Genomic DNA, 21431 nt, shown 5'->3' with positions numbered 1-21431 from the left:
AACCCCGCTAGGAGATACCCGGCATGACCACCGTTGCCGCATACGCAGCACCCGCCGCCAAGGCTCCGCTGGAGCGCACCACCATCGAGCGCCGCGAGGTCGGCGAGTTCGACGTCCTGATCGACATCAAGTTCGCCGGTATCTGCCACTCCGACATCCACCAGGCCCGGGAGGGCTGGGGCGAGGCGATCTTCCCGATGGTTCCGGGCCACGAGATCGCCGGCATCGTCGCCGAGGTCGGCTCGGGGGTCACCAAGTACCAGGTCGGCGACCGCGTGGGCGTCGGCTGCCTGGTCGATTCCTGCCGTGAGTGCGAGAACTGCAAGGCCGGCCGGGAGCAGTACTGCCTCAACGGCGGCTTCGGCCCCACGTACAACGCCATCGGGCGGGACGGCACGCCCAACTACGGCGGCTACTCGCAGAAGATCGTCGTCGACGAGAACTACGTCGTCCGCATCCCCGACAGCCTGCCGCTCGATGTGGCCGCGCCGCTCCTGTGCGCCGGCATCACCCTCTACTCCCCGCTGAAGCGCTGGAACGCCGGCCCCGGCAAGAAGGTCGCGATCCTCGGCCTGGGCGGCCTCGGGCACATGGGCGTGAAGATCGCGCACGCCCTCGGCGCCGAGGTGACGGTCCTGTCGCAGTCCCTGCGCAAGCAGGAGGACGGCCTCAAGCTGGGTGCCGACCACTACTACGCCACCAGCGACCCGAAGACCTTCGAGGAGCTGCGCGGCACGTTCGATCTGATCGTGTCCACGGTGTCGGCCCCGCTGGACTTCAACGCCTACCTGACGCTGCTGAAGACGGAGGGCGCGCTGGTGAACGTGGGCGCCCCCGAGGAGCCGATCTCCCTCAACCTCTTCTCCGTGATCGGCGGCGGCAAGACCCTCGCCGGTTCCATGATCGGCGGCATCGCCGAGACCCAGGAGATGCTGGACTTCTGCGCCGAGCACGGCTTCGGCGCCGAGATCGAGCTGATCCGTGCGGACGAGATCAACGAGGCGTACGAGCGGGTGCTCAGCAGTGATGTGCGGTACCGGTTCGTGATCGACACGGCCACGATCTGACACCGGTACGCCGGTAGGTCGGTGGCCGATGGCCGGTACGCCGACACGCCGGTCGTATGACCGAGGGCCCCGGAGCCGCACTGCTCCGGGGCCCTCAGCGCGTTCGGCGTACGCGGGGCTCCGGAGGCGGAGCACCAGAGGAGTAGAGCCACTCCCTCCCTACGGCCGATGTACCGCCCGGCGGCCCTGCCTAGCGTGAAACCAGGAGCCAGTCCGAACCGTGCACACGAGGAGGCAGCCCCGATGACCGTCCAGCTCAACCACACCATCGTCGCCGCGCACGACAAGAAGGCGTCGGCCCACTTCCTCGCCGACATCCTGGGCCTGGAGGTGCGCCCGCAGTACGGCCCCTTCATCCCGGTCCAGATCCCCAACGGCGTGACCCTGGACTACATGGACTCACCCGGCGCCATCACGCCGCAGCACTACGCGTTCCTGGTGTCGGAGGACGAGTTCGACACGATCTTCGGCCGGATACGGGAGTCCGGCCTGACGTACTGGGCGGACCCGTTCCACCGCCGCCCGGGCGAGATCAACCACAACGACGGCGGCCGCGGCGCCTACTTCGAGGATCCGAACGGCCACAGCCTGGAGATCCTGACGCGACCGTACGGCAGCGGCGGCTGACGGCGCACGCCGGGGTGAGCCCCGAGCAGCGGCGGGCGTGGCCGGCCGCACACCCCTGCCCCGACGAGCCGTCACCCCCGATACGGCGGCGCAGCCCCCCAGTTCCACCGCGGCACCGGCTGCTCCGCCGGCGGGACCGCGTCCGGCGCCGAGAAGTGGACCGCCAGCCGCGTCCCCCACTCCACGTATGCCAGGAACGCCGAGCGGAACTCCGCGTCCGTCGGGAGGCCCGCCTCGTCGGCCGCGTCCTGGATGAGGTTGACCCAGCGGCGGCGCTGGAGTTCGGTGATCCCCCGGCCCAGGTGCTTGGCGACCATGTGGCCGTGGCCGCCCTGGGTCTCGGAGTAGGCGGGCGGGCCGCCGAAGATCTCGCCGAGCCAGAGCGCCACGTGTTCCGCATGGGCCGGGTCCAGGTCCGCGAACAGCGGGGCCAGCAGGTCGTCCTTGCGGACCTTGTCGTAGAAGACCGACGTCAGGCGGGCGAACGCCTCCGCCCCGCCGGCCCAGGCGTAGAGCGTCGGCACCGACGCGCCCGTGCCGCGGACCGTCGTCGGCTTGTAGTGGCGCATCTCCTCGATGTGCGTCACGTACGGGCGGATCTCGGCGAAGAAGTCGGCGAACAGCTCCGACTTGCGGAAGCCCTCCATGTGGTCCTGCGTGGACGTCCAGGTGATGCGCAGGACGTAGTGCTCGAAGTCCTCCTCGCAGCGGGCGAGTTCGTAGTCGACGCAGTGGGGGGACGCGGCGAGCTGGGCCGCGGCGCGGGTGTAGGCGGCCAGGAACTCCGCCGACTTCTGCTCGGGGATGCGGTACCGGATGTATTCGACCGTGTGAGCCGTCATGGCCTCACCGAAACACGAAAATCCGGCGGACGCCCGTCTTCCGGTGTCTTCGACGCTCAGAACTTCGCTGACTGAAGCAGTCCAGTGGTGCGGCGGCGGACTGACGCCCGCACCGCACGGCAAAGCCCCGCCGGAAGCTGCACCTCCGGCGGGGCTCGCCCTCAGGGCCCCCAGGAACTCAGGGCCCGCTCGGCGCCGTACGGCCTACTTGCCGTAGTACGCGTTGTAGATCGAGACCGTCGACTTGTTGCCCTTCTTGTCGGCGACCTTGGCGTGGAAGGAGACGGCCTTCCCCTTCCCCGGGTTCTTCACGGTGATCTTGCCGTCCTTGACCTCGAGCTTCTTCCAGGTCTGGCCGTAGTCGTACGACACGTACACGTGCAGCGACCTGAGGTTGCTGCCCGCCGCCGCGCCCACGACGGTGACCGGGAAGGTCTGGGTCTTGTCGGCCTCGACCCGGCTGTCCAGGCCCGTCTTCGCGTTGAAGCGGACCGTGGAGGCCGGGAGCGTGACCAGATCGGCCGACTTCTTGGAGCGGAAGGTCCAGCTCGCGTCGATCCGCGTGGAGGCGGCCGCGACCTTGGTGCTGCGCTTGACCGAGGTCGTCAGCTTGTACTCGGCCTCCGCGCCCGGGACCGTGAACGGCTCGCCGAACAGCGGGTCCTGGTTGGTGCCGATCTTGGTGCCGTTGCGGTACAGGTTCGTGGTGACCGAGGTGAAGTCGGACGAGCCCGCGTGCTTGTTGGCGTCGGCGAACAGCGGCAGCGAGCCGTAGATGTCGTTGCCCTCACGGAACAGGCCGAAGTACTTGTTGAGGTGCGGGCCGAAGACCGCCGTGTTGAAGGTCTTCGAGTAGCTCTGGCCCGCCTTGAACGTCTGCGGGTCGCCCAGGCTGTAACCCGCGTCGATGATCGGGATGCCGTCCGCGTCCTTGCCGGCGTACTGCATGAAGTCGAACGTCCACTGGATCTTGTCGGACGTCGACAGGTACACCGTCCGCGAGCCGGGCAGCTTCTGCTCGATCGGGGTGCCGAGCGCGGCGTCCTCCGGGAAGATGCCCAGGGGCAGGAGGGAGCCGGTCTTGCCGGGGGTCGGGGCACCGAGGTTGTTCTTCACCTTGGCGAGCTCGTCCGCCTTGAAGTGGCGGACCTTGTCGCCCTTGATCTTCTTGACCTTGGCGGTGGTGGCGACGTCGTACTCGGCGTTGTCGCCCTTGGTCCACTGCCCGTTCCAGGTCTGGCTCAGGCCGCTGGCGATCTCCGGGCCGACGTGTGCCATGCGCAGGTCGGCGAACGAGGTGAGGGCGAAGGCGACGCCCACGCCCGCCGCGTCGTAGAAGTAGTTGCTGCCGGCGAACGTCTGCTTGGCCTGCGCGTCCGGCACGGTGATGTCGGCCGCCTTGGCCGTGCGGGCGTCGATCGTCACCGAGGTGTTCTTGGTGACGTTCAGCTTCGGCTGGACCAGCCAGTCGAGGCCGCCCTCGAAGTTCACCCAGTCCTTGGCGATCCAGGCGTCCAGCAGATACGTGCCCTTGGGCAGCCGCATCTTCGTCGTGCCGGACGCGGCGAGCGGCACCTGGTAGGCGCGGTCCGTCGCCAGGCCGGTGTAGCCGAACAGGGCGGTGTTGTAGTCGGGGGCCGGCTTGCCGTCCTTGTCGATGTGCTTGACGGTGACGTCGTACGACTCCACCTCGCGCTCCACCGCGGCGGCCGTACGGACGCTCTGCCCGTCACCCGTCGCCGTCACGTACGCGGAGTAGGCGCCGTCGAGCGTGCCGCCCAGCTTGGTGTTGACGGTGAGGTCGACGGCCGCCTTGCCGCCCGCCGGGACCGTCACCTTCGTCGCGCCGAGCTTGAAGAAGCCCGCGGGAGCCGCCTGGCCCTTGGGGTTCGTCGCCGTCGCGGAGAGCGTGAGCGTGACGTCCTTCGTACCGAGGTTGCGGTACGTCAGCGCCTTGGTGACCGGCGTGTCGTCGGTGTGCGGCCACTGCTGCACACCGAAGCTCACCGACACCGGGTCGGCGATCACGGTCTGCTTGATGGCCTTGTCGACCTGGATACGGCCCGAACCCTGCTCGAACGGCGTGTACTTGCCGCCCTTGGCCGAACCGGTCAGCGCGCCCTTGAGCTCGGCGTACGTCCAGTCCGGGTGCTGCTGCTTGAGGATCGCCGCCGCGCCCGCGACATGCGGGGTCGCCATCGACGTACCCGAGATGGTCAGGTAGCCGGCCGGCTTCTCGCCGACCTCCTGCTCGATGAGGCTGCCCTTGGCGGAGGCGGCCGTGATGTCCACGCCGGGCGCGGTGACGTCCGGCTTGATGGCGCCGTCGCCGAGCCGCGGGCCGGTGCTGGAGAAGTCGGCGAGCTTGTCCTTGTCGTCGACGGCGCCGACGGTGAGGGCGGCGTCCGCGCTGCCGGGCGAACCGACCGACTGCGGGCCCGAGTTGCCGGCCGCGATCGCGAAGAGGATGCCCTTCTCGGCGGACAGCTTGTTGACCGCCGCCTCCAGCGGGTCGACGTCGGGCGTGTCCTGCCCGCCGAGGCTGAGGTTGACGACCTGGGCGCCCTGCTCGGCCGCCCACTCCATGCCCGCCAGGATGCCGGAGTCGTCGCCGAAGCCCTGGTCGTCGAGGACCTTGCCGCTGAGGATGTCGGCGCCCGGTGCGACGCCCTTGTACTTGCCGCCGGACTTGGCGCCGGTGCCGGCCGCGATGGACGCGACGTGCGTGCCGTGGCCGACCTTGTCCTCCGCGGTGGCGGCCGGCGAGAAGTTCTTGGCCGCGATCACCTGGTCCTTGAGGTCCGGGTGGGTCGCGTCGACGCCGGTGTCCAGGACGGCGATCTTGACGCCCTTGCCGTCGTAGCCGGCCTCCCATGCCTTGGGGGCGCCGATCTGCGGCACGGACTTGTCGAGGCTGGCCTCGCGGACGCCGTCGAGCCAGACGTGCGCGATGCCGGAGGCCGTCCTGTGCCCGTTGGTGAGCGCGTCCCACAGCTCGGGGGCGTCCTGGTGCGGGGTCTGGACCGCGTCCGCGTTCAGGGACTTCAGGGTCCGGCGGAGCTTGCCCGCGTCCCGGACGTCCGCCTTGGTGCCGGCGGCGGCGCCCTGGTAGCCGACGATGACCTTCAGGCCCTTGGCCTGGGAGGTGCGGGTCGCGGACTTGTTGAGCTCGGTGATGTCGAACAGCCGCTGGTCGAGCTTGCCGGTGGCGACCAGCCGGGCCGCGTCGGCCGGGATCACGAGCGTGTGCCCGTCGGCCTTGCGTATCTGTACGGGTATGTGCTCGCGTCCCTTGGCCCGCTCCAGGCCGACGACCCGGCCCTTGGAGTCGATGGAGACCCGGTCACCCGTGATCAGGGTGATGCGGTGGGGGGACGTGAACGAGGGAGCGGTGCCGGACGGGCGCTGCTCCGGTTCGGCCGACGCCGGGCTGGTCATTCCCGCGGCGAGGGCGACGGCGGCCGCCGTGGCGACAGTGGCCGCGCATGCTCTTTTGACTTGTCTGCGCAAGTTTCCCCCTTGCAGAAGGTCCGGGCGAATTCCCGTTCACCCGGCCGGGGGAGGTCCCGTGCGCGTGCGCGTCACCCCCCGGAATACGCAGTATGCCGAGGGGTGATCAGGCACCTCAATACATGAGAAGGAGATGAGAAGCGCACCTGCCGACTGTTACGCAACGGCGTGAACTCCGTTACAAACTCGTCGAGTTACGCTCCCGCGTTCTCCTTGACACTGATCCGTCCCTTGCGGATGGTCGCCACCCTGGGGGCCTTTTTCGCGATCGCCGAGTCGTGGGTGACCATGATGAAGGTCAACCCCAGTTCCTTCCACATGCGTTCGAGTACGTCCATGATCTCGTCGCGCATCGACTCGTCGAGGTTTCCGGTGGGTTCGTCGGCGAGCAGCACCTTGGGCTGCTTCACGAGTGCGCGGGCGATGGCGACGCGCTGCTGCTGCCCACCGGACATCTCGGACGGCAGATGCGTGAGCCGTTCACCGAGGCCGACGGACTGCAGCGCCTCGGCGGCCCGTTCGCGCCGGTCCTTCGGCTTCACGCCGAGGGGGACGAGGGCGGTCTCGACGTTCTCCTGTGCGGTGAGGGTGGGAATGAGGTTGAAGGCCTGAAAGACGAAGCCGATGTTCTCGCTGCGCACCTTTGTCAGCCGGGCTTCGGAGAGCTTGGCCAAGTCGGTGCCGTCGAGAACGACTTCACCCGCGGTGGGCCGGTCGAGTCCGCCGAGCATTTGGAGAAGGGTGGACTTGCCGCCGCCGGTGGGGCCCTGGATGACGAGCCGGTCGCCGTCGGCGATGGTGAGATCGACTCCGTCGAGGGCGTCGATGGTTTCCTTGCCTCGGGTGTAGCGCTTGGTGACGCTTTTGAGTTCGTACATGGTGGGTGACTCCTGGGTGGGGTTCGGGGGTGGATCGGATCGTTTTGCGACTGCGGGTTCATGGGGGCTGGTCGCGCAGTTCCCCGCGCCCCTAGGGGGTTGCAGTCCCGTCGGCCGTAGCTGCGGCCGGCGTAGCCCGCCAGCCGCCCGCCGCCACAACCTGCGTAGTCGCGAGCGCCGCAGCCCGCGCAGCCGCTGCACCTGCATAGCCGCGAGCACCGCAGTCCGCGCAGCCGCCACAGCCTGCGTAGCTGCGGGCAGTCGTGCCGCTGGGGCGGCACGGGTGGGCGCAGCGGCACCCCGCCGGCGCGGGTGAGCGACACCCACCCCCCAGCCGCAGCCGACGCCAGCTACTCGACGCGGCGCAGCGCATCCGCGGGGCGGAGCCGTGACGCTCGCCAGCCGCCGAACGCGCCGGCGATCAGCCCGCCCGTCACCGCAAGGCCGACCGCGAGCGCAACCGTCGTGAGACTGACGGGCGCAGTGAGCGCGACGTCCAGCGTCCTGGACGCGGCCTGGCGCGCGGGACCGCCGAAGCCCCCGCCCCCACCGGGGCCGCCCATCCCGCCACCGGCGCCGCCACCCAACTGGGCCTGCAGGGTCGGGCTGATCGCCGTCACGGCATACGCCCCCGCCAGACCGACGGCGATCCCCAGCGCCCCACCGAGCAGCCCGTTGACGACCGCCTCACCGACCACCTGCCGAGTCACCCGCCCCGACTTCCACCCCAGCGCCTTCAGCGTCCCGAACTCCCGCACCCGGCGCGACACCGCCGAGGAGGTCAGCAGCCCGGCCACGAGGAACGCCGCCACCAGCACCGCGATGGACAGCCACTTGCCGACACTGGTCGCCAGCGAAGACGCCGTCGACAGGGAGCCGGACACCGTGTCCGCGAGGTCCGCGGAGGTCGTCACCGTCGTACCGGAGATGTTCTTCTGGATGGCCGACTTGACGGAGTCGATCTGCTGGGAGTCGGTCGCCTTGACGTAGATCGTGGTGACCTTGTTCTTCGCGTCGGCGAGCGTCTGCGCCTGCTTCAACGGGATGTAGAGGTTGGCGGCCGCATCCCCGCTGTCGGGCGTGGCGATGCCGATGACCTTGAACTTGGTGCCCTTGACGGTGACGGTGGAGCCGACCTTGAGCTTCTTCTCCTTGGCGTAGGAGGTGTCGGCGACCACGACCTCGGCGTTCGTCTCCGTCGTCTTGAAGGTACGCCCGCTGGTGATCTTCGAGGAGGTCAGCGGCCCGAGCGCCGGCTCGGTGACATCGGTGCCGTAGACGGAGTAGTTGTTGACGTCGAAGTCGGCGCCCCCGCCGCGCACTTCGCCCTGCGGCTGCCCGGTGCCACCGGTGCCGCCGGCACCCTGTCCGGGGCCCGCGCCCTGCTGGCCCCCGCCGCTCTGGTCCTGCTGGAACTGCCCCCGCGTGAACTGCCCGCTGACCTTGATGACCTGAAGGCTCAGCCCGCCCACGGCATCGGAGACGCCGCTCTGCGCGCCGACCTTGGTCACGGTCGAGCTCGACAGCGTCTGGAAGCCCTGGACCATGACCCGGTCGCTGGACTGCTCGTCGTCGGAGTCGCTGTCCCGCGCGTCGAACTGGAAGCGGGGCCGCTCCGAGCTGCTCGCGGCCGGCTCGGCTGCCTTGGTGACGGTCATGTCCGTGCCCAGGCCGTACAGGGACTGCAGGACCTTGTCCTGGGCCTTGCTCATGCCGGAGGACACGGAGTTGACCACGATGACCAGCGCGATGCCCAGCGCGAGGCCGGAGGCGACGACGAGGGCCGCCTTTCTGCGGCGGCGCAGCTCGCGCCTCAGGTAGGTGAAGAACATGCGCCGCAAGCTAGGTACGGCGCGTGATGAAGGGATAAGGCCGAAATAAGAGATGGATGAGAAGGCTGAGGCCGCCCCCGGAAACGCCGATGCCGCCCCTGAGGGCGGCATCGCTCAGCTGTGGGTCAGCTGTGGGGCCACAGAGTGCGGCAGCGTCGTCAGGCGGTCGGCACCGTCGGACGATCGGCGCGTCAGACGGCCGAACCGGCCTTCCACTGCGCCCAGTCCATGTTCCAGCCGTTGAGGCCGTTGTCCGGCGCGACCGTCTTGTCGCCGGTGTTCTGGACGACCACGACGTCACCGAGGATCGAGTTGTTGTAGAACCAGTAGCCCGCCGTGCCCTTGTCGTTGGCACCCTTGGTGTCGGACAGGCCCACACAGCCGTGGCTGGTGTTCACGCTGCCGAAGATGGACTTGGCGCCCCAGTAGTTGCCGTGCACGAAGGTGCCGGAGTTGGTGAGGCGGATGGCGTGCGGCACGTCCTTGATGTCGTACTCGCCCTTGCCGTCGTCGTCCGTGAAGCCCACGGTCGCGCCGTTCATGCGCGTCTCCTTGAACTTCTCGGACATCACCATGATGCCTTCGTAGGTCTTGTTCTCCGGGGAACCGGCGGAGATCGGGATGGTCTTGACGACCTTGCCGTCCTGCGTGACCTTCATCTGCTTGGTCTTCGCATCGACGTAGGAGATCTGGTTGCGGCCGATCTTGAAGGTGACCGTCTTCTGCTGGACGCCGTAGACACCGTCGGCGCCCTCGACGCCGTCCAGGGCCATCTTCAGGGTGACGGTGGCGCCCTCCTGCCAGTAGTCCTCGGGCCGGCAGTCCATGCGGGTGTCGTTGAACCAGTGGCAGACGACTTCCTGGCCACTGGTGGTGGAGACGGTGATGCCCTTCTGGACGGCCGCCTTGTTGCTGATCGCCTTGTCGAAGTTGATCGACACGGGCATGCCGACGCCGACCGTGGAGCCGTCCTCCGGCGTGTAGTAGCCGAGGAAGCTGTTGTTCGGGGACACGGTGGTGAAGGAGGCGTTCTCATGGGCCTCGAGGCCCTTGGCGTCCTTCGCGGCCACCGCGATCTTGTAGGTCGTGGAGCGCTCCAGCTGGGCGCTGGGCTTCCAGCTGGTCTTGTCGGCGGATATCTCGCCCTCGACCGGGGCGCCGTCGGCGGTCGTCATCGTCACCTCGGTGAGCGTGCCCTTGCTCACGGTGACGGCGGCGGAGTTGTTGATGGAGGCGTTGTCGGTGCCGTCCTCGGGCGTGATCTTGATCTGGGCCTCGGAGGTCTTCTTGGCGGCCGCCTCGTCGACCTTGGACTGCGAGGAGTCGCCGCCGTCGCTCCCCGAGGCGTTGTCGTCGCCGCCGGAGCAGGCCGAGAGCACCAGGACACCGCCGAGCAGTGCGGACGCGACCGTGAGGCCCTTGCGCCGCTTACTGTTCGTCATCACACGCTTCTCCATTGTTCCCGAATCCCAAAAACCCCGAGAGTCCCCGTCAAGAATCTTCAACGCTACGACCGGTTCGTCCCGTTCCACATACCTGGTATGTGTGGGGCACACCACGTCCGCCGTGGCGGAGGCCGCCGTGACGGATGGTGCGGATGTCGGTCAGTGCGCAGCTTGAGACGACGAAACCCCGGGCGGCGGTTGCCGCCCGGGGTCACGTTTTCCCCAAGGCGCCTCAGCCGACCCTGTCCGGTGCTTCGTCGTCGAAGTCCTCGTCGACATCATCGTCGTCGAGGTCCCACTCCGGCGAATCCGGGTCGTGGTCGATGCGCTCACTGGACCAGGAGGCCTGGGCGAGCTCGATCCCGGGTACGTCGCTGACCAGGTCGAACGGATCAACGAGATAGGCGAGTGCCTCGGCGGTGTCTTCCGTCACACTGCCTTCCGCGTGGGCCCGTTCGTCGGCCGGCATGGTGCTGTCGCCGGCGATGCGCCGGAGTGCGGCCCTGGTGAGCGCGTCCTCGTCGTCCACTTCGAGAACGACTTCCACGCGAAGCCGTACAAACCGTGATGTTTCTGGAGTACTCATGCCCCGGAGCGTACGGCTCATCTCGCCCGTGACTTTCCCGTGACCCGCGACTTTCACTAACATCGCCCCACACGGCCAATTCGCCAGCACCACAAGGGGATCGATATTCCGTGTCCGCCGCTCACCGATCGTCGTCCACCGCACGCCGATCGCTGCTGACCGCCACCGCCGCGGGGGCCCTGCTGGGCGCCCTGTGGTTCGTGCCCTCCGCCAACGCAACGGGCGAGGAGCCGGCGAGAACGGAGCCGTCGGCGGCCCCGTCGACGCAGGTCACGCAGCAGGCGCGGGCCGCCTCCGAGGCCACGGACACGACCGCGGACGGCACCCGGCTCGCCGACACCGGAAGCTTCGACACCACGCCGTACGTCGTCGGCGGAACCGCCTTCCTCGCGCTGGGCGCGGGCTTCGTCGCGTACTCGGTGCGCCGGGAACGCCTCGGGTTCTGAGCCCGGAACGCCCCGGTTTTTGAAATCACTTGACGATCCTTTCACCTGGGCTTCATAGTCCGCGCATGAAGAGATCATCGGGCGTGCGTGTAGCCGCCACGGTTGCCGTGAGCGCGCTGTCGCTCGCCCTTGTCACGGGTTGCGGAGGCGACTCCGGCGGTTCTGACGCGAAGGCGCTCAGCTCCGCGGAGTTGAAGAAGTCGATCATCGCCCGGGGCGACGTCGACGGGTACAAGGTGGACGCCTCCGGCAAGCAGCTGCCGAAGTCCAAGGAACAGGTCACGAGCAGCGAGGAGCAGTGCCGGCCGCTCGCCTACGCCATGGGCGGCCAGGCGCCGGGCGACTCCGCGTCGAACACGGCCGTCATGGCCACCGAGCAGAAGAAGCCCACCGACACGGCCTCCAAGTCCCTGGAGGACCTGAGCGAGGGCGAGTTCGAGGACTCGTTCTCCGAGGCGCTGAGCCTCGACATGACCGTCGTCGGCCTCTCCTCGTACGACGGTGACGGCGCCGAGCAGACCTTCAAGTCCGTGTCGGACGCGGTGAAGAGCTGCGCCGGGGGCTTCCCCCTCACCATGCAGGGCACGGACCAGAAGGTCACCAAGCTCACCACGGAGAAGGCGTCCGGAGCCGGTGACGAGTCGGTGGCGTTCACCGCGGTCAGCGACCTGGAGGACGGCGACGTGGGCACCACGCACGTCGAGGTGGTGCGCCACGGCAGCACGATCGCCACGTACTACACGATGAACCTCGGCCTGATGATGACGGACAAGCCGTACGACGTCCCGGCCGCGCTCATCGACGCGCAGGCGGCGAAGCTGAAGTAACGCGCAGGCCGCGCGACGGAAGTAACCCGCTCAGCAGCAAGGGGCCCTGTCGGCCGTACGACAGGGCCCCTTGCCATGTCACTGAAGCGGCCCGGTGACCTTCTCCGCCGCCGCGACCAACTCCCCACCGCGCACGAACGCGTCGGCCGCGGCGAGGTCGGGTGCCAGGAACCGGTCGGGCCCGGGGCCTTGCACCCCCGCTGCCCGTACGGCGTCGATGACCGCCTGCGAGGCCGGCGCCGGGGCGAGCCCTTCCCGCAACTCGATGGCGCGCGTGGCGGCGTACAGCTCGACGGCGATGACCCGCGTGAGGTTGTCGACGGCGGTACGCAGCTTGCGGGCGGCGGACCAGCCCATGGAGACGTGGTCCTCCTGCATGGCGGAGGAGGGAATGGAGTCGGCGGACGCGGGCACGGCCAGCCGCTTCATCTCGCTCACCAGGGCGGCCTGGGTGTACTGGGCGATCATCAGCCCGGAGTCGACCCCGGCGTCGTCGGCGAGGAACGGCGGCAGCCCGTGGCTGCGGTTCTTGTCGAGCAGCCGGTCGGTGCGGCGCTCGGCGATGGAGGCGAGGTCGGCTGCGGCGATGGCGAGGAAGTCGAGCACGTAGGCGACGGGCGCCCCGTGGAAGTTGCCGTTGGACTCCACCCGCCCGTCGGGCAGCACGACAGGATTGTCCACGGCCGACGCCAGCTCCCGCTCGGCGACCAGCCGCGCATGCGCCATGGTGTCCCGCCCGGCACCGGCGACCTGCGGAGCACACCGCACCGAGTACGCGTCCTGGACGCGGGGCGCGTCGTCCTGGTGATGCCCGGTCAGCCCCGAACCCTTGAGCACGGCCAGCATGTTGGCGGCGGAGGCGCCCTGCCCCGGGTGCGGCCGGATGGCGTGCAGCTCGGGCGCGAGCACCTTGTCGGTCCCGAGGAGCGCTTCGAGGCTGAGGGCGGCGGTGACGTCGGCGGACTTGTACAGCATGTCCAGATCGGCGAGGGCCATGATCAGCATGCCGAGCATGCCGTCGGTGCCGTTGAGAAGGGCGAGGCCTTCCTTCTCCCGCAGCTCGACGGGCGCGATGCCGTGCGCGGCGAGCAGCTCGCCGGCGGGCCGCACGGTCCCGTCCGGTCCCTCGGCCTCCCCCTCCCCATCAACGTGAGGGCGCAGTGCGAAAGAGGAGCAAGGTCACCGGAGCACCCCAGTGACCCGTATTCATGAACGACAGGCGTGATACCGGCATTGAGAACATCGGCCATGGTCTGCGCGACCTCGGGCCGTACGCCCGTGTGCCCCGAGCAGACGGTCTTGAGCCGCAGGAACATCAGCGCCCGTACGACTTCCCGCTCCACCCGCGGCCCCATCCCCGCGGCGTGCGAACGGACGATGTTGCGCTGCAGCTGGGCCCGCAGCTCCTGGCTGATGTGCCGGGTCGCCAGGGCGCCGAAGCCGGTGGAGACGCCGTAGACGGGCTCGGGCTTGGCCGCCAGCGCGTCCACGATCTCGCGGGCCGCGGCAAGCGCCGCGACCGCCTCCGCCGACAACTCGACCCGGGCCCCGCCGCGCGCCACGGCGAGGACGTCGGACGCGGTGACCCCGGACGTCCCCACCACCACAGTATGCATATCCATATTCAGGAGCGTACGCAGTGAAGACGAAGATGTCACTAGTGGCTACCCGGTACGACCCTTACAACGCCTTCCAGCCCGTCCGGCGTTTCGAGGACGAGGCCCTTCAGGATGGGACGGGTAGGGGCGGCGGGGGCGAGAAAGGCCAGCCCCGCCGCAGCGCAGGGGCGCCGTCACGGCAGGCGCCCCCGGAACCGCCGACGCTCCACGGCCCCCTCCCCGGAGGGCTCCGCATCGGCAAGCCGCACGACCGGGTCGTCCGGCCCCTCCCGCCCCGCGACGACAGGCCTGTCGGCCCGTACGGCCTTGGCCTGATACTGCGCCGCGTCAGCGAGACGGAACAGCCGCCGGGCGGACCGCACAGGCCCGATCGCGTCCTCGGTGGACGCCACCCCGCACGCCACCCCCTCCCCGAGCTCCAACTCCCCCGCCCGGCGGCAGAGTTCGTCCGCGGCCTTCACCACATCATCCGCAGGCGACCCGACCGCGAGCAGACAGAACTCGTCCCCACCGAGCCGCGCGGCAAGCGCACCCGGCAGCATCGCCCCGCACAGCGACAACACCGACCCGAACCGCTCGAGCAGCCGGTCCCCGACCGCATGCCCCTGTGTGTCATTGACCCGCTTGAGCCCGTTGAGGTCACAGACGACAAGGCTGACCACGAGGCCCTGATTCCGGTGCCGCTCGATCGCCTCCTCCAACCGCACATCGACCGCACGCCGATTGGCGAGCCCGGTCAGCGCATCGGTGAACGCCAGCCGCCGGGCCTCCTCCAGCCGCTCGCTCTGCGCGAGCCCGGCGGCCACGACGGAGGCCAGCACGGTGGCGAAGTCGGCGTCACCCCGGTCGAAGACAGGAGTACCGACGGACCGGGCGACATACAGCTCCCCCCAGGCCCGCCCGTTCAGCACGATGGGCGCGACGACACAGCACCCCCGCCCACGACGCCGTAGCGCGGCCACCCGCTGGTGGCAGTACCCGGGGTGACCGGCGGACGGCCCGTCGGCCGTCTCCACCCAGGCGTTGGGCTCACCCCCGGCAGCCCACCGCTCGTGCAGGAACTCGGTGATCTCCGGGAACTGATGCACCGGATAGGCCTCGTCGCCCGGAAACTCCTCCTCCCCCCGAGTCCGGTCCCCCACGTTCACGAGCACCCGCAGCCGCCCGAGCTCCCGCTCCCACACCGACAGCGCGGCAAAGCTCCCGGCCAGCGCCCGGCACGCCCCGAGCGCAGCCGCCCGCCAGGACTCACGCGGGGTGTGCGCCGCCGCCATCCCCTGCGCCAACGCCACCACGGCAGCGAGCCGTCTGTCCTCACCCATCCCTCCAGGCTAGGAGGTTTAGGGCGAACTGGGACATTGAGGCGCCGCTTGGAGTGACAGGCGAGTCTGCGGGAGGGGCGACGTGTCGGCGTCAGGGTGGCGCCCCACCGAGCTGGCGACTCGACACGCAGCCCCGCCAATCCGGCGACGCAACGTCAAGCCCACCAATCCGGCGACGCAACCTCAAGCCCACCAATTCAGCGACGCAACACCCAGCCCGCCAATCCAGCGAGGCAACACCCAGCGCCACCCACTCAACGCCCCCTCAGCCCCCTACTCCCCCGGCCACTCAGGCCGCCGCTTCTCGTTGAACGCCGCCACACCCTCCGCCCGGTCCCCCGAGAACGCCACCGCCCGCCACGCCGCGTCCTCGACCTCCAGCCCGGCCCGCAGATCCAGCCCGTGCCCCACCCGCAACGCCCGCTTGGCGGCGCGCAGCCCCACCGGCGAGTTCGTCGCCATCCGGGAGCCCAGGGCCAGCGCCTCCTCCCGGTCCCGCCCCTCCTCCACGAGCACGTCCACCAACCCCAGCTCACGGGCCTCCACTGCCTCAACCCTGCGCGCCGTGAAGATCAGCTCCGCCGCCCGGGCGGCCCCCACCCGCCGCGGCAGCAACTGCGTGCCCCCACCCCCCGGAATGACCCCGACGGACACCTCAGGCAGCCCCACCACAGCCGTACGGTCGGCCACGATCACATCGCAGGACAACGCCAGCTCGAAGCCGCCACCCAGCGCGAAGCCATGCACCGCCGCGATCGTCGGCACGGGCAGCTCCAGCACCCCCGTGTACGCGGCCCGCGCCACCGGCCGCTGCCGCACCAGGTCCGCGTCACTGAAGGAGTTCCGCTCCTTCAGATCCGCCCCGACACAGAACGCCCGTTCATGCGTCGAGGTCAGCACCACCACCCGCACGCTCTTGTCCGCGCCCAGCGCCGCGCACGCCCCCGCGATCGAACGGGCCATCTCGGTCGAGACGGCGTTCATGGCCTTGGGCCGGTCGAGGGCGAGCTCCGCGACATGCCCGACATCCCCGTCACCGTGTCGCCGCACAGCCACGAACTCCCCGTACCGCTCCTCACTCATGACACCCTCCGGTTAACGCGGGTTAACAACACTCGCCCCGATCATCGCAGCCGGATCCCTCCGGAGAAAGGCCCACCACGAGGGATTCCGCGGTTCCCGAGTCGAGGTCCGACACCCCGTTCGAGTGACATCCCGCGCAACTCCCCCCGCACCGCCGAGGACAGCGCATAACGTGCGCGACACCACGGCGCATTGGGGGCGCGAGCGTGTCGGGAGGGGACGTGATGGGCGTGACGGCGGAAGAGTCGCAGAAGGAAGAAACAGCGCCGAGCGCCTTCTTCACCCCCCGCGGCCGCCACCGCCGCCCCCGCCCGCGCAAGGTTCTCCTAGCCGCCGGGGGCTTGGCCCTGGCCGCCGGCGCCCTGAGCCTCGTACGCCTGACCCCCGACTCCGACGTCACCGGCGTCGAGGCAGCGGACTCCGCCCCGACCCCGGCCCTCGGCACGGACACGGACCTCGCGACCGACGCAGCCGCCACACCCGAGCCGCCCCACCTCAAACCAAGCCCGTCCTCGACCTACGCCATGGGCGGCCTGGGCACGACACCGACGACGGACACGATCGTCGTACCGACCACGAACACCACGGCTGCACCACGCCCCGGCGCCTCCGGCACCAAGACAGACGACACCACGGCGCCCATCCCGACCCACCATCCCACGGCACCGACCAGCCGCGAACCGGCCCCGACACCGACACCCACCCGGCCCGCCCCAAATCCCCCGGTACCCGAGCCGACTCAATCCGACGACAACGCGGTCTGCGTCCCGGTCATCGGCCTCTGCGTGGACCCCCTGGCCAAGGACGACTGACAACGACCCGCGCTGCAACGCCCCTCAAAGGGGCGCGGGGCTGTATCGATATGCGGCTCTGCCGCGTGGGCGCGACCAGCCACAACGAACCGGCAGCCGACACACAACCGCCACCCCAACGGCGCTTGGTCACTCGCCCCCGGCGGACGCCCTCCGCGTCAGAAGCCACGGCTCCACGACGCCGAGCCCACGCACCGGCCGCTGCCACATCGGCTGCAGCGCAAACCGATACACCGGCGGCTCCTCCCCTTCCTTCTCCGCAGCGGCAGCGGCCTCCGCCGCCTCTGCCTCCGACGCAGGCGCCTCGCCCGTGCGGATGAGTTCCTCCGCGAACGCGCTGTCGACGAGCACGGCGTCGCGCGGGGCTATCGACGTCAGCCGGGAGGCAAGGTTCACGGTCGTCCCGAACACATCGCCCATTCGAGTGGTCACCGTGCCGAAGGCGATGCCGACGCGCAGCTCGGGCATCGTCTCGTCGTTGGCCATCGTCTCGATGAGCCGCAGCGCGATCTCCGCGGCGACGCCGGCGTCGTCCGCCGCGTACAGAACCTCGTCACCCAGCGTCTTGATCAGCCGTCCCCCGCGCGCGGCCACGAGGTCGGCCGCGGTGGTCTCGAAGGCCTCGACGAGCTCGCCGAGTTCCTCTTCCTCCATACGGCGGGTCAGCCGTGTGAACCCGACGAGGTCGGCGAATCCGACCGCCAGCCGCCGGTCGACCATCTCCTCGTCGTCGGCGGCCTGCACGACCCGGCCGGTCGCGGCGGCGAGCTGGCGGCGCCAGACGTAGACGAGGAACTCCTCCAGCTCGGGCAGGAGCAGCTCGACCAGGGGATACGTCACCTCGGTCCGCGTCATGCCCGGCTCCGGGGGCTCGGTCAGGCCCTCCAGGAAGGAGTCGATCTGCCATTCGGCCAGCCGGGCGGTGGTCTGCCCGGTGGATCTGGCCACCTGCACGGCCATGGCCTCGCTGAGCAGCCCCGCCTCGACGAGACCGGCGAGGCGCCGCAGCGCCAGTACGTCGGCCTCGGTCAGCGCCTTGGCCTGCCCGATGTCGGCGAACCCCATGGCCCGCCAGAACCGGGACGCCAGCTCCATGGAGACACCGGCGCTACGGGCCGCCTGAAACGGGGTGTAGCGCCGCTCGGCGCCGAGGATGAGCTGTTCGAGGCGCAGCGCGAGCGGATCCTCGCCGGGGTCGGCGGCGTGGGGGTCCACCCGGCCGTCCGCGCCCGTGCCGGAGCCCGTGTCGTCGACGGTCACGCCTGCTGCCCTTCCGATCTTCCGCGGTCAGTTCGACCGGCCTTCACTGTACGGCAGGTGTGCGCCAGCTCACTCCGTTAGGTTGAGCCGACGGTTCCAGTGGCTGCCTGGTGGTGGGGTACCCGGCGTGGGTGCGGGCCTCGTCCTCACACGCCGGACGGGCCGGGTCGGCATACTCACGCCAACCGCAGGTGCACGATGTCCCCCGCCCCCACAGGCTCCTGCACCCCGTCCTCCGTCGCCAGGACCAACCGCCCGTCCCCGTCGATCGCCACCGCCTCCCCCGTGATCGCCCGCTCCCCCGGCAACTCGGCCCGCACCACCCTCCCCAACGTCGCGCACCCCGCCGCATACGTCTCCTGCAGCTCGCTCACCACGGGATCCCCCACCGCGGCCCGCCACCGCCCGTACCAGTCCTCCAGCGCCCGCAGCACCCCCCGCAGCAGCGGATCCCGGTCCGTGCTCACGGCTCCGGCCAGCGCCAGCGACCCCGCCTGCGGCACCGGCAGCTCGTCCTCACGCAGCGTGACATTGATGCCGACGCCGATGACCACCCCCGCGTCCCCGGCACGCTCCGCCAGGATCCCGCCGGCCTTGCGCTCCTCCCCGCCGACAGTCACCAGCAGGTCGTTCGGCCACTTGAGTGCCGTATCGACGCCCGCCGCCCGCGACAGCCCCGTCGCCACGGCGACCCCCGTCAGCAGCGGCAGCCACCCCCACCGGGCCACCGGCACCTCGGCCGGATTCAGCAGCACGGAGAAGAACAGCCCGGAGCGGGCCGGTGCCGTCCACTGCCGTTCCAGGCGCCCCTTGCCGGCCGTCTGCTCCTCGGCGACGAGGACCGCGCCCTCGCCCGCCTTGCCCTCGGTCGCCAGGTCCACCAGGTCGGTGTTGGTGGAGCCGGTGCGCTGCACGACCTCCACCTCACGCCACAACCCGCCCTCCCGCACGAGCCCCCGCCGCAGCGCGGCGGCGTTCAGCGGCGGACGGTCCAGGTCGGACCAACGGCTGTCGTCTGATGCATCGCGTGGCGTCATGCAAGCCACCCTAGGTGTGTGAAACGCCGCACTGCTGATTCGTAGGCCCACCACTACTCTACGGATGAGTAACCGTCCCCCCTTTTGAGCAGGCAGGGAGCCACATCCCGATGTCCGAGCCGGAAGAGCGTCACGAGATCCAAGAGACACAAGGGATCGACATCCACACCACCGCGGGCAAGCTCGCGGATCTCCAGCGCCGTATCGATGAAGCGACGCACGCCGGCTCCGCACGCGCCGTCGAAAAGCAGCACGCCAAGGGCAAGTTGACGGCTCGTGAGCGCATCGAGCTGCTCCTCGACGAGGGGTCGTTCGTCGAGCTCGACGAGTTCGCCCGGCACCGCTCCACCAACTTCGGCCTCGACAAGAACCGCCCGTACGGCGACGGTGTCGTCACCGGGTACGGCACCGTCGACGGCCGTCCCGTCGCCGTCTTCTCCCAGGACTTCACCGTCTTCGGCGGTGCGCTGGGCGAGGTCTACGGCCAGAAGATCGTCAAGGTGATGGACTTCGCGCTGAAGACCGGCTGCCCGGTCATCGGCATCAACGACTCCGGCGGCGCCCGCATCCAGGAGGGCGTGGCCTCGCTGGGCGCGTACGGCGAGATCTTCCGCCGCAACACGCACGCGTCCGGTGTCATCCCGCAGATCTCGCTGGTCGTCGGCCCGTGCGCGGGCGGTGCGGTCTACTCCCCGGCGATCACCGACTTCACGGTCATGGTCGACCAGACCTCGCACATGTTCATCACCGGCCCGGACGTCATCAAGACGGTCACCGGCGAGGACGTCGGCTTCGAGGAGCTGGGCGGCGCCCGCACCCACAACTCCACCTCCGGCGTGGCGCATCACATGGCCGGCGACGAGAAGGACGCCATCGAGTACGTCAAGCAGTTGCTGTCGTACCTGCCGTCCAACAACCTCTCCGAGCCCCCGGCGTTCCCGGAGGAGGCGGACCTCTCGGTCACCGACGAGGACCGTGAGCTGGACACGATCGTGCCGGACAGCGCGAACCAGCCGTACGACATGCACGCGGTGATCGAACACGTCCTGGACGACGCCGAGTTCTTCGAGACGCAGCCGCTGTTCGCGCCGAACATCATCACCGGGTTCGGGCGGGTCGAGGGCCGTCCCGTCGGCATCGTCGCCAACCAGCCGATGCAGTTCGCCGGCTGCCTCGACATCGACGCGAGTGAGAAGGCCGCGCGGTTCGTGCGGACCTGCGACGCCTTCAACGTCCCGGTGATCACCTTCGTCGACGTGCCGGGCTTCCTCCCGGGTGTGGACCAGGAGCACACCGGCATCATCCGCCGCGGCGCCAAGCTGATCTACGCCTACGCCGAGGCGACGGTTCCGCTCATCACGGTCATCACCCGCAAGGCCTTCGGCGGCGCCTACGACGTCATGGGCTCCAAGCACCTCGGCGCCGACCTCAACCTCGCCTGGCCGACCGCCCAGATCGCCGTCATGGGCGCCCAGGGCGCGGTCAACATCCTGCACCGGCGCACCATCGCCGAGGCGGAGGCGAGCGGCGAGGACGTCGAGGCGGTGCGCGCCCGGCTGATCCAGGAGTACGAGGACGCGCTCCTCAACCCGTACGTCGCCGCCGAGCGCGGCTACATCGACGCGGTGATCATGCCGTCCGACACCCGCCTCCATGTCGTACGGGGCCTGCGTCAGCTGCGCACCAAGCGGGAATCCCTGCCTCCGAAGAAGCACGGCAACATCCCCCTCTAGGCCTGCTGGGAGCCGTCATGAACATCAAGGTCCTACGGGGCAACCCGACACCGGAGGAGCTGGCCGCCGCCCTGGCGGTGGTCCGCGCCCGCGCCGCGGCGGCGAACGCCCTCCCGCCCGGCGCGCCCGCCCCCGCGACTCCTGGGCGGACCCGGCCCGCATCGCGGCACAGAGGGTGCCGCGGCCGGGGCCGACGACGTGGGCGCGCACCTACTGGCCAACCTGACCGCCAACACCTCAGGGGCGCGGGGCTGTGTCGATATGCGGCTCCGCCGCGTGGGCGCACCTCAGGACAACTTGGGGCGCCTTTTGAGTACCCGTACTCAGGCGCCCCAGGTCGGCCAAGCCCCACGCTAGTGGCATGCTGTGGTCCGACCCCGAGAACGAGCCGCCCAAGGAACTGCATGACATGCAGGAGATGTTGCGGCGGCTGGGCGTTCTCATGGCGCTGGCCATGGTGCTCACGATGATCGTGCTCGGACTGAGGTGAGCCCGGCCGGGCGCG

The 21431-nt window shown here is 69.8% G+C and carries 17 protein-coding genes and 2 pseudogenes; 8 read left to right on the top strand and 11 right to left on the bottom strand.

Annotated features, from left to right (window positions below; genetic code table 11):
- Positions 1-23: 23 nt before the first annotated feature.
- Positions 24-1067 (top strand): NAD(P)-dependent alcohol dehydrogenase, encoded by a 1044-nt coding sequence (locus tag ACQEV2_RS27000; protein WP_433046630.1) that lies wholly within the window; start codon positions 24-26, stop codon positions 1065-1067.
- 243 nt (positions 1068-1310) lie between these two features.
- Complete coding sequence (locus ACQEV2_RS26995; RefSeq protein WP_433046627.1) at positions 1311-1694, top strand: VOC family protein; 384 nt, start codon at positions 1311-1313, stop codon at positions 1692-1694.
- Between the two features lie 71 nt (positions 1695-1765).
- On the opposite strand, the gene ACQEV2_RS26990 is transcribed toward ACQEV2_RS26995, so the two are convergent.
- The 6 genes from ACQEV2_RS26990 to ACQEV2_RS26965 form a co-directional block, all read right to left on the bottom strand.
- Positions 1766-2536: a group II truncated hemoglobin gene (locus tag ACQEV2_RS26990; RefSeq protein WP_433046624.1), complete on the bottom strand. Its 771-nt coding sequence runs from the start codon at positions 2534-2536 to the stop codon at positions 1766-1768.
- Between the two features lie 204 nt (positions 2537-2740).
- A complete protein-coding gene (locus ACQEV2_RS26985; RefSeq protein WP_433054794.1) occupies positions 2741-5974 on the bottom strand; it encodes a S8 family peptidase in 3234 nt (1077 codons plus the stop codon).
- Between the two features lie 266 nt (positions 5975-6240).
- The gene (locus tag ACQEV2_RS26980) at positions 6241-6924 is read right to left on the bottom strand and encodes an ABC transporter ATP-binding protein (RefSeq protein WP_433046621.1); all 684 of its coding nucleotides are present in this window, start codon (positions 6922-6924) and stop codon (positions 6241-6243) included.
- Between the two features lie 350 nt (positions 6925-7274).
- Positions 7275-8756, bottom strand: coding sequence for an ABC transporter permease (locus ACQEV2_RS26975; protein ID WP_433046618.1), 1482 nt, complete (start codon positions 8754-8756; stop codon positions 7275-7277).
- 191 nt (positions 8757-8947) lie between these two features.
- The gene (locus tag ACQEV2_RS26970) at positions 8948-10198 is read right to left on the bottom strand and encodes a L,D-transpeptidase (RefSeq protein WP_433046615.1); all 1251 of its coding nucleotides are present in this window, start codon (positions 10196-10198) and stop codon (positions 8948-8950) included.
- Between the two features lie 235 nt (positions 10199-10433).
- Positions 10434-10787 carry a hypothetical protein gene (locus tag ACQEV2_RS26965; RefSeq protein ID WP_433046612.1) on the bottom strand — a complete coding sequence of 118 codons (354 nt, stop codon included), beginning with the start codon at positions 10785-10787 and terminating at the stop codon, positions 10434-10436.
- A 152-nt stretch (positions 10788-10939) separates the two neighbouring features.
- Here ACQEV2_RS26965 and ACQEV2_RS26960 point away from each other — a divergent pair, with 152 nt between their 5' ends.
- Entirely contained in the window at positions 10940-11233 is a 294-nt protein-coding gene (locus tag ACQEV2_RS26960) for an LPXTG cell wall anchor domain-containing protein (RefSeq protein WP_433054791.1), read from the top strand.
- 65 nt (positions 11234-11298) lie between these two features.
- A complete protein-coding gene (locus tag ACQEV2_RS26955) occupies positions 11299-12060 on the top strand; it encodes a hypothetical protein (protein WP_433046609.1) in 762 nt (253 codons plus the stop codon).
- A gap of 78 nt (positions 12061-12138) precedes the next feature.
- Here the strand turns inward: ACQEV2_RS26955 and hutH are convergent.
- The 3 genes and pseudogenes from hutH to ACQEV2_RS26940 form a co-directional block, all read right to left on the bottom strand.
- Positions 12139-13676 (bottom strand): annotated as a pseudogene (hutH, locus tag ACQEV2_RS26950) (histidine ammonia-lyase).
- Positions 13677-13852: 176 nt separating this feature from the next.
- Positions 13853-15001 (bottom strand): diguanylate cyclase domain-containing protein, encoded by a 1149-nt coding sequence (locus ACQEV2_RS26945; RefSeq protein ID WP_433046606.1) that lies wholly within the window; start codon positions 14999-15001, stop codon positions 13853-13855.
- Between the two features lie 273 nt (positions 15002-15274).
- Positions 15275-16084 carry an enoyl-CoA hydratase/isomerase family protein gene (locus ACQEV2_RS26940; protein ID WP_433046603.1) on the bottom strand — a complete coding sequence of 270 codons (810 nt, stop codon included), beginning with the start codon at positions 16082-16084 and terminating at the stop codon, positions 15275-15277.
- 224 nt (positions 16085-16308) lie between these two features.
- Between ACQEV2_RS26940 and ACQEV2_RS26935 the strand changes: the two genes are divergently transcribed.
- Positions 16309-16896 carry a hypothetical protein gene (locus ACQEV2_RS26935; RefSeq protein ID WP_433054788.1) on the top strand — a complete coding sequence of 196 codons (588 nt, stop codon included), beginning with the start codon at positions 16309-16311 and terminating at the stop codon, positions 16894-16896.
- Between the two features lie 129 nt (positions 16897-17025).
- On the opposite strand, the gene ACQEV2_RS26930 is transcribed toward ACQEV2_RS26935, so the two are convergent.
- Both ACQEV2_RS26930 and ACQEV2_RS26925 read right to left on the bottom strand, forming a co-directional pair.
- The gene (locus tag ACQEV2_RS26930) at positions 17026-18156 is read right to left on the bottom strand and encodes an adenylate/guanylate cyclase domain-containing protein (protein ID WP_433046600.1); all 1131 of its coding nucleotides are present in this window, start codon (positions 18154-18156) and stop codon (positions 17026-17028) included.
- A 176-nt stretch (positions 18157-18332) separates the two neighbouring features.
- Positions 18333-19193 carry a biotin--[acetyl-CoA-carboxylase] ligase gene (locus ACQEV2_RS26925; protein ID WP_433046597.1) on the bottom strand — a complete coding sequence of 287 codons (861 nt, stop codon included), beginning with the start codon at positions 19191-19193 and terminating at the stop codon, positions 18333-18335.
- Between the two features lie 110 nt (positions 19194-19303).
- Between ACQEV2_RS26925 and ACQEV2_RS26920 the strand changes: the two genes are divergently transcribed.
- From ACQEV2_RS26920 to mmpB, 3 genes and pseudogenes are all read left to right on the top strand, one after another.
- Positions 19304-20926, top strand: a complete 1623-nt coding sequence (locus ACQEV2_RS26920; RefSeq protein ID WP_433046594.1) for an acyl-CoA carboxylase subunit beta — start codon at positions 19304-19306, stop codon at positions 20924-20926.
- A 17-nt stretch (positions 20927-20943) separates the two neighbouring features.
- A pseudogene (locus ACQEV2_RS26915) lies at positions 20944-21152 on the top strand (acyl-CoA carboxylase epsilon subunit).
- A 135-nt stretch (positions 21153-21287) separates the two neighbouring features.
- Complete coding sequence (gene mmpB, locus ACQEV2_RS26910) at positions 21288-21416, top strand: morphogenic membrane protein MmpB (RefSeq protein WP_433046591.1); 129 nt, start codon at positions 21288-21290, stop codon at positions 21414-21416.
- The last annotated feature ends 15 nt before the right edge of the window (positions 21417-21431 follow it).

Source organism: Streptomyces sp. CA-251387 (assembly GCF_050936625.1).
GTDB lineage: Bacteria > Actinomycetota > Actinomycetes > Streptomycetales > Streptomycetaceae > Streptomyces.
This window is presented reverse-complemented; position numbering and strand designations above follow the sequence as displayed.

Coding starts and splice junctions, on each gene's coding strand:
- ACQEV2_RS27000 (WP_433046630.1), top strand. CDS start 24: ATGACCACCGTTGCCGCATACGCAGCACCCGCCGCCAAGGCTCCGCTG.
- ACQEV2_RS26995 (WP_433046627.1), top strand. CDS start 1,311: ATGACCGTCCAGCTCAACCACACCATCGTCGCCGCGCACGACAAGAAG.
- ACQEV2_RS26990 (WP_433046624.1), bottom strand. CDS start 2,536: ATGACGGCTCACACGGTCGAATACATCCGGTACCGCATCCCCGAGCAG.
- ACQEV2_RS26985 (WP_433054794.1), bottom strand. CDS start 5,974: ATGACCAGCCCGGCGTCGGCCGAACCGGAGCAGCGCCCGTCCGGCACC.
- ACQEV2_RS26980 (WP_433046621.1), bottom strand. CDS start 6,924: ATGTACGAACTCAAAAGCGTCACCAAGCGCTACACCCGAGGCAAGGAA.
- ACQEV2_RS26975 (WP_433046618.1), bottom strand. CDS start 8,756: ATGTTCTTCACCTACCTGAGGCGCGAGCTGCGCCGCCGCAGAAAGGCG.
- ACQEV2_RS26970 (WP_433046615.1), bottom strand. CDS start 10,198: ATGACGAACAGTAAGCGGCGCAAGGGCCTCACGGTCGCGTCCGCACTG.
- ACQEV2_RS26965 (WP_433046612.1), bottom strand. CDS start 10,787: ATGAGTACTCCAGAAACATCACGGTTTGTACGGCTTCGCGTGGAAGTC.
- ACQEV2_RS26955 (WP_433046609.1), top strand. CDS start 11,299: ATGAAGAGATCATCGGGCGTGCGTGTAGCCGCCACGGTTGCCGTGAGC.
- ACQEV2_RS26945 (WP_433046606.1), bottom strand. CDS start 15,001: ATGGGTGAGGACAGACGGCTCGCTGCCGTGGTGGCGTTGGCGCAGGGG.
- ACQEV2_RS26940 (WP_433046603.1), bottom strand. CDS start 16,084: ATGAGTGAGGAGCGGTACGGGGAGTTCGTGGCTGTGCGGCGACACGGT.
- ACQEV2_RS26935 (WP_433054788.1), top strand. CDS start 16,309: ATGGGCGTGACGGCGGAAGAGTCGCAGAAGGAAGAAACAGCGCCGAGC.
- ACQEV2_RS26925 (WP_433046597.1), bottom strand. CDS start 19,193: ATGACGCCACGCGATGCATCAGACGACAGCCGTTGGTCCGACCTGGAC.
- ACQEV2_RS26920 (WP_433046594.1), top strand. CDS start 19,304: ATGTCCGAGCCGGAAGAGCGTCACGAGATCCAAGAGACACAAGGGATC.
- mmpB (WP_433046591.1), top strand. CDS start 21,288: ATGCTGTGGTCCGACCCCGAGAACGAGCCGCCCAAGGAACTGCATGAC.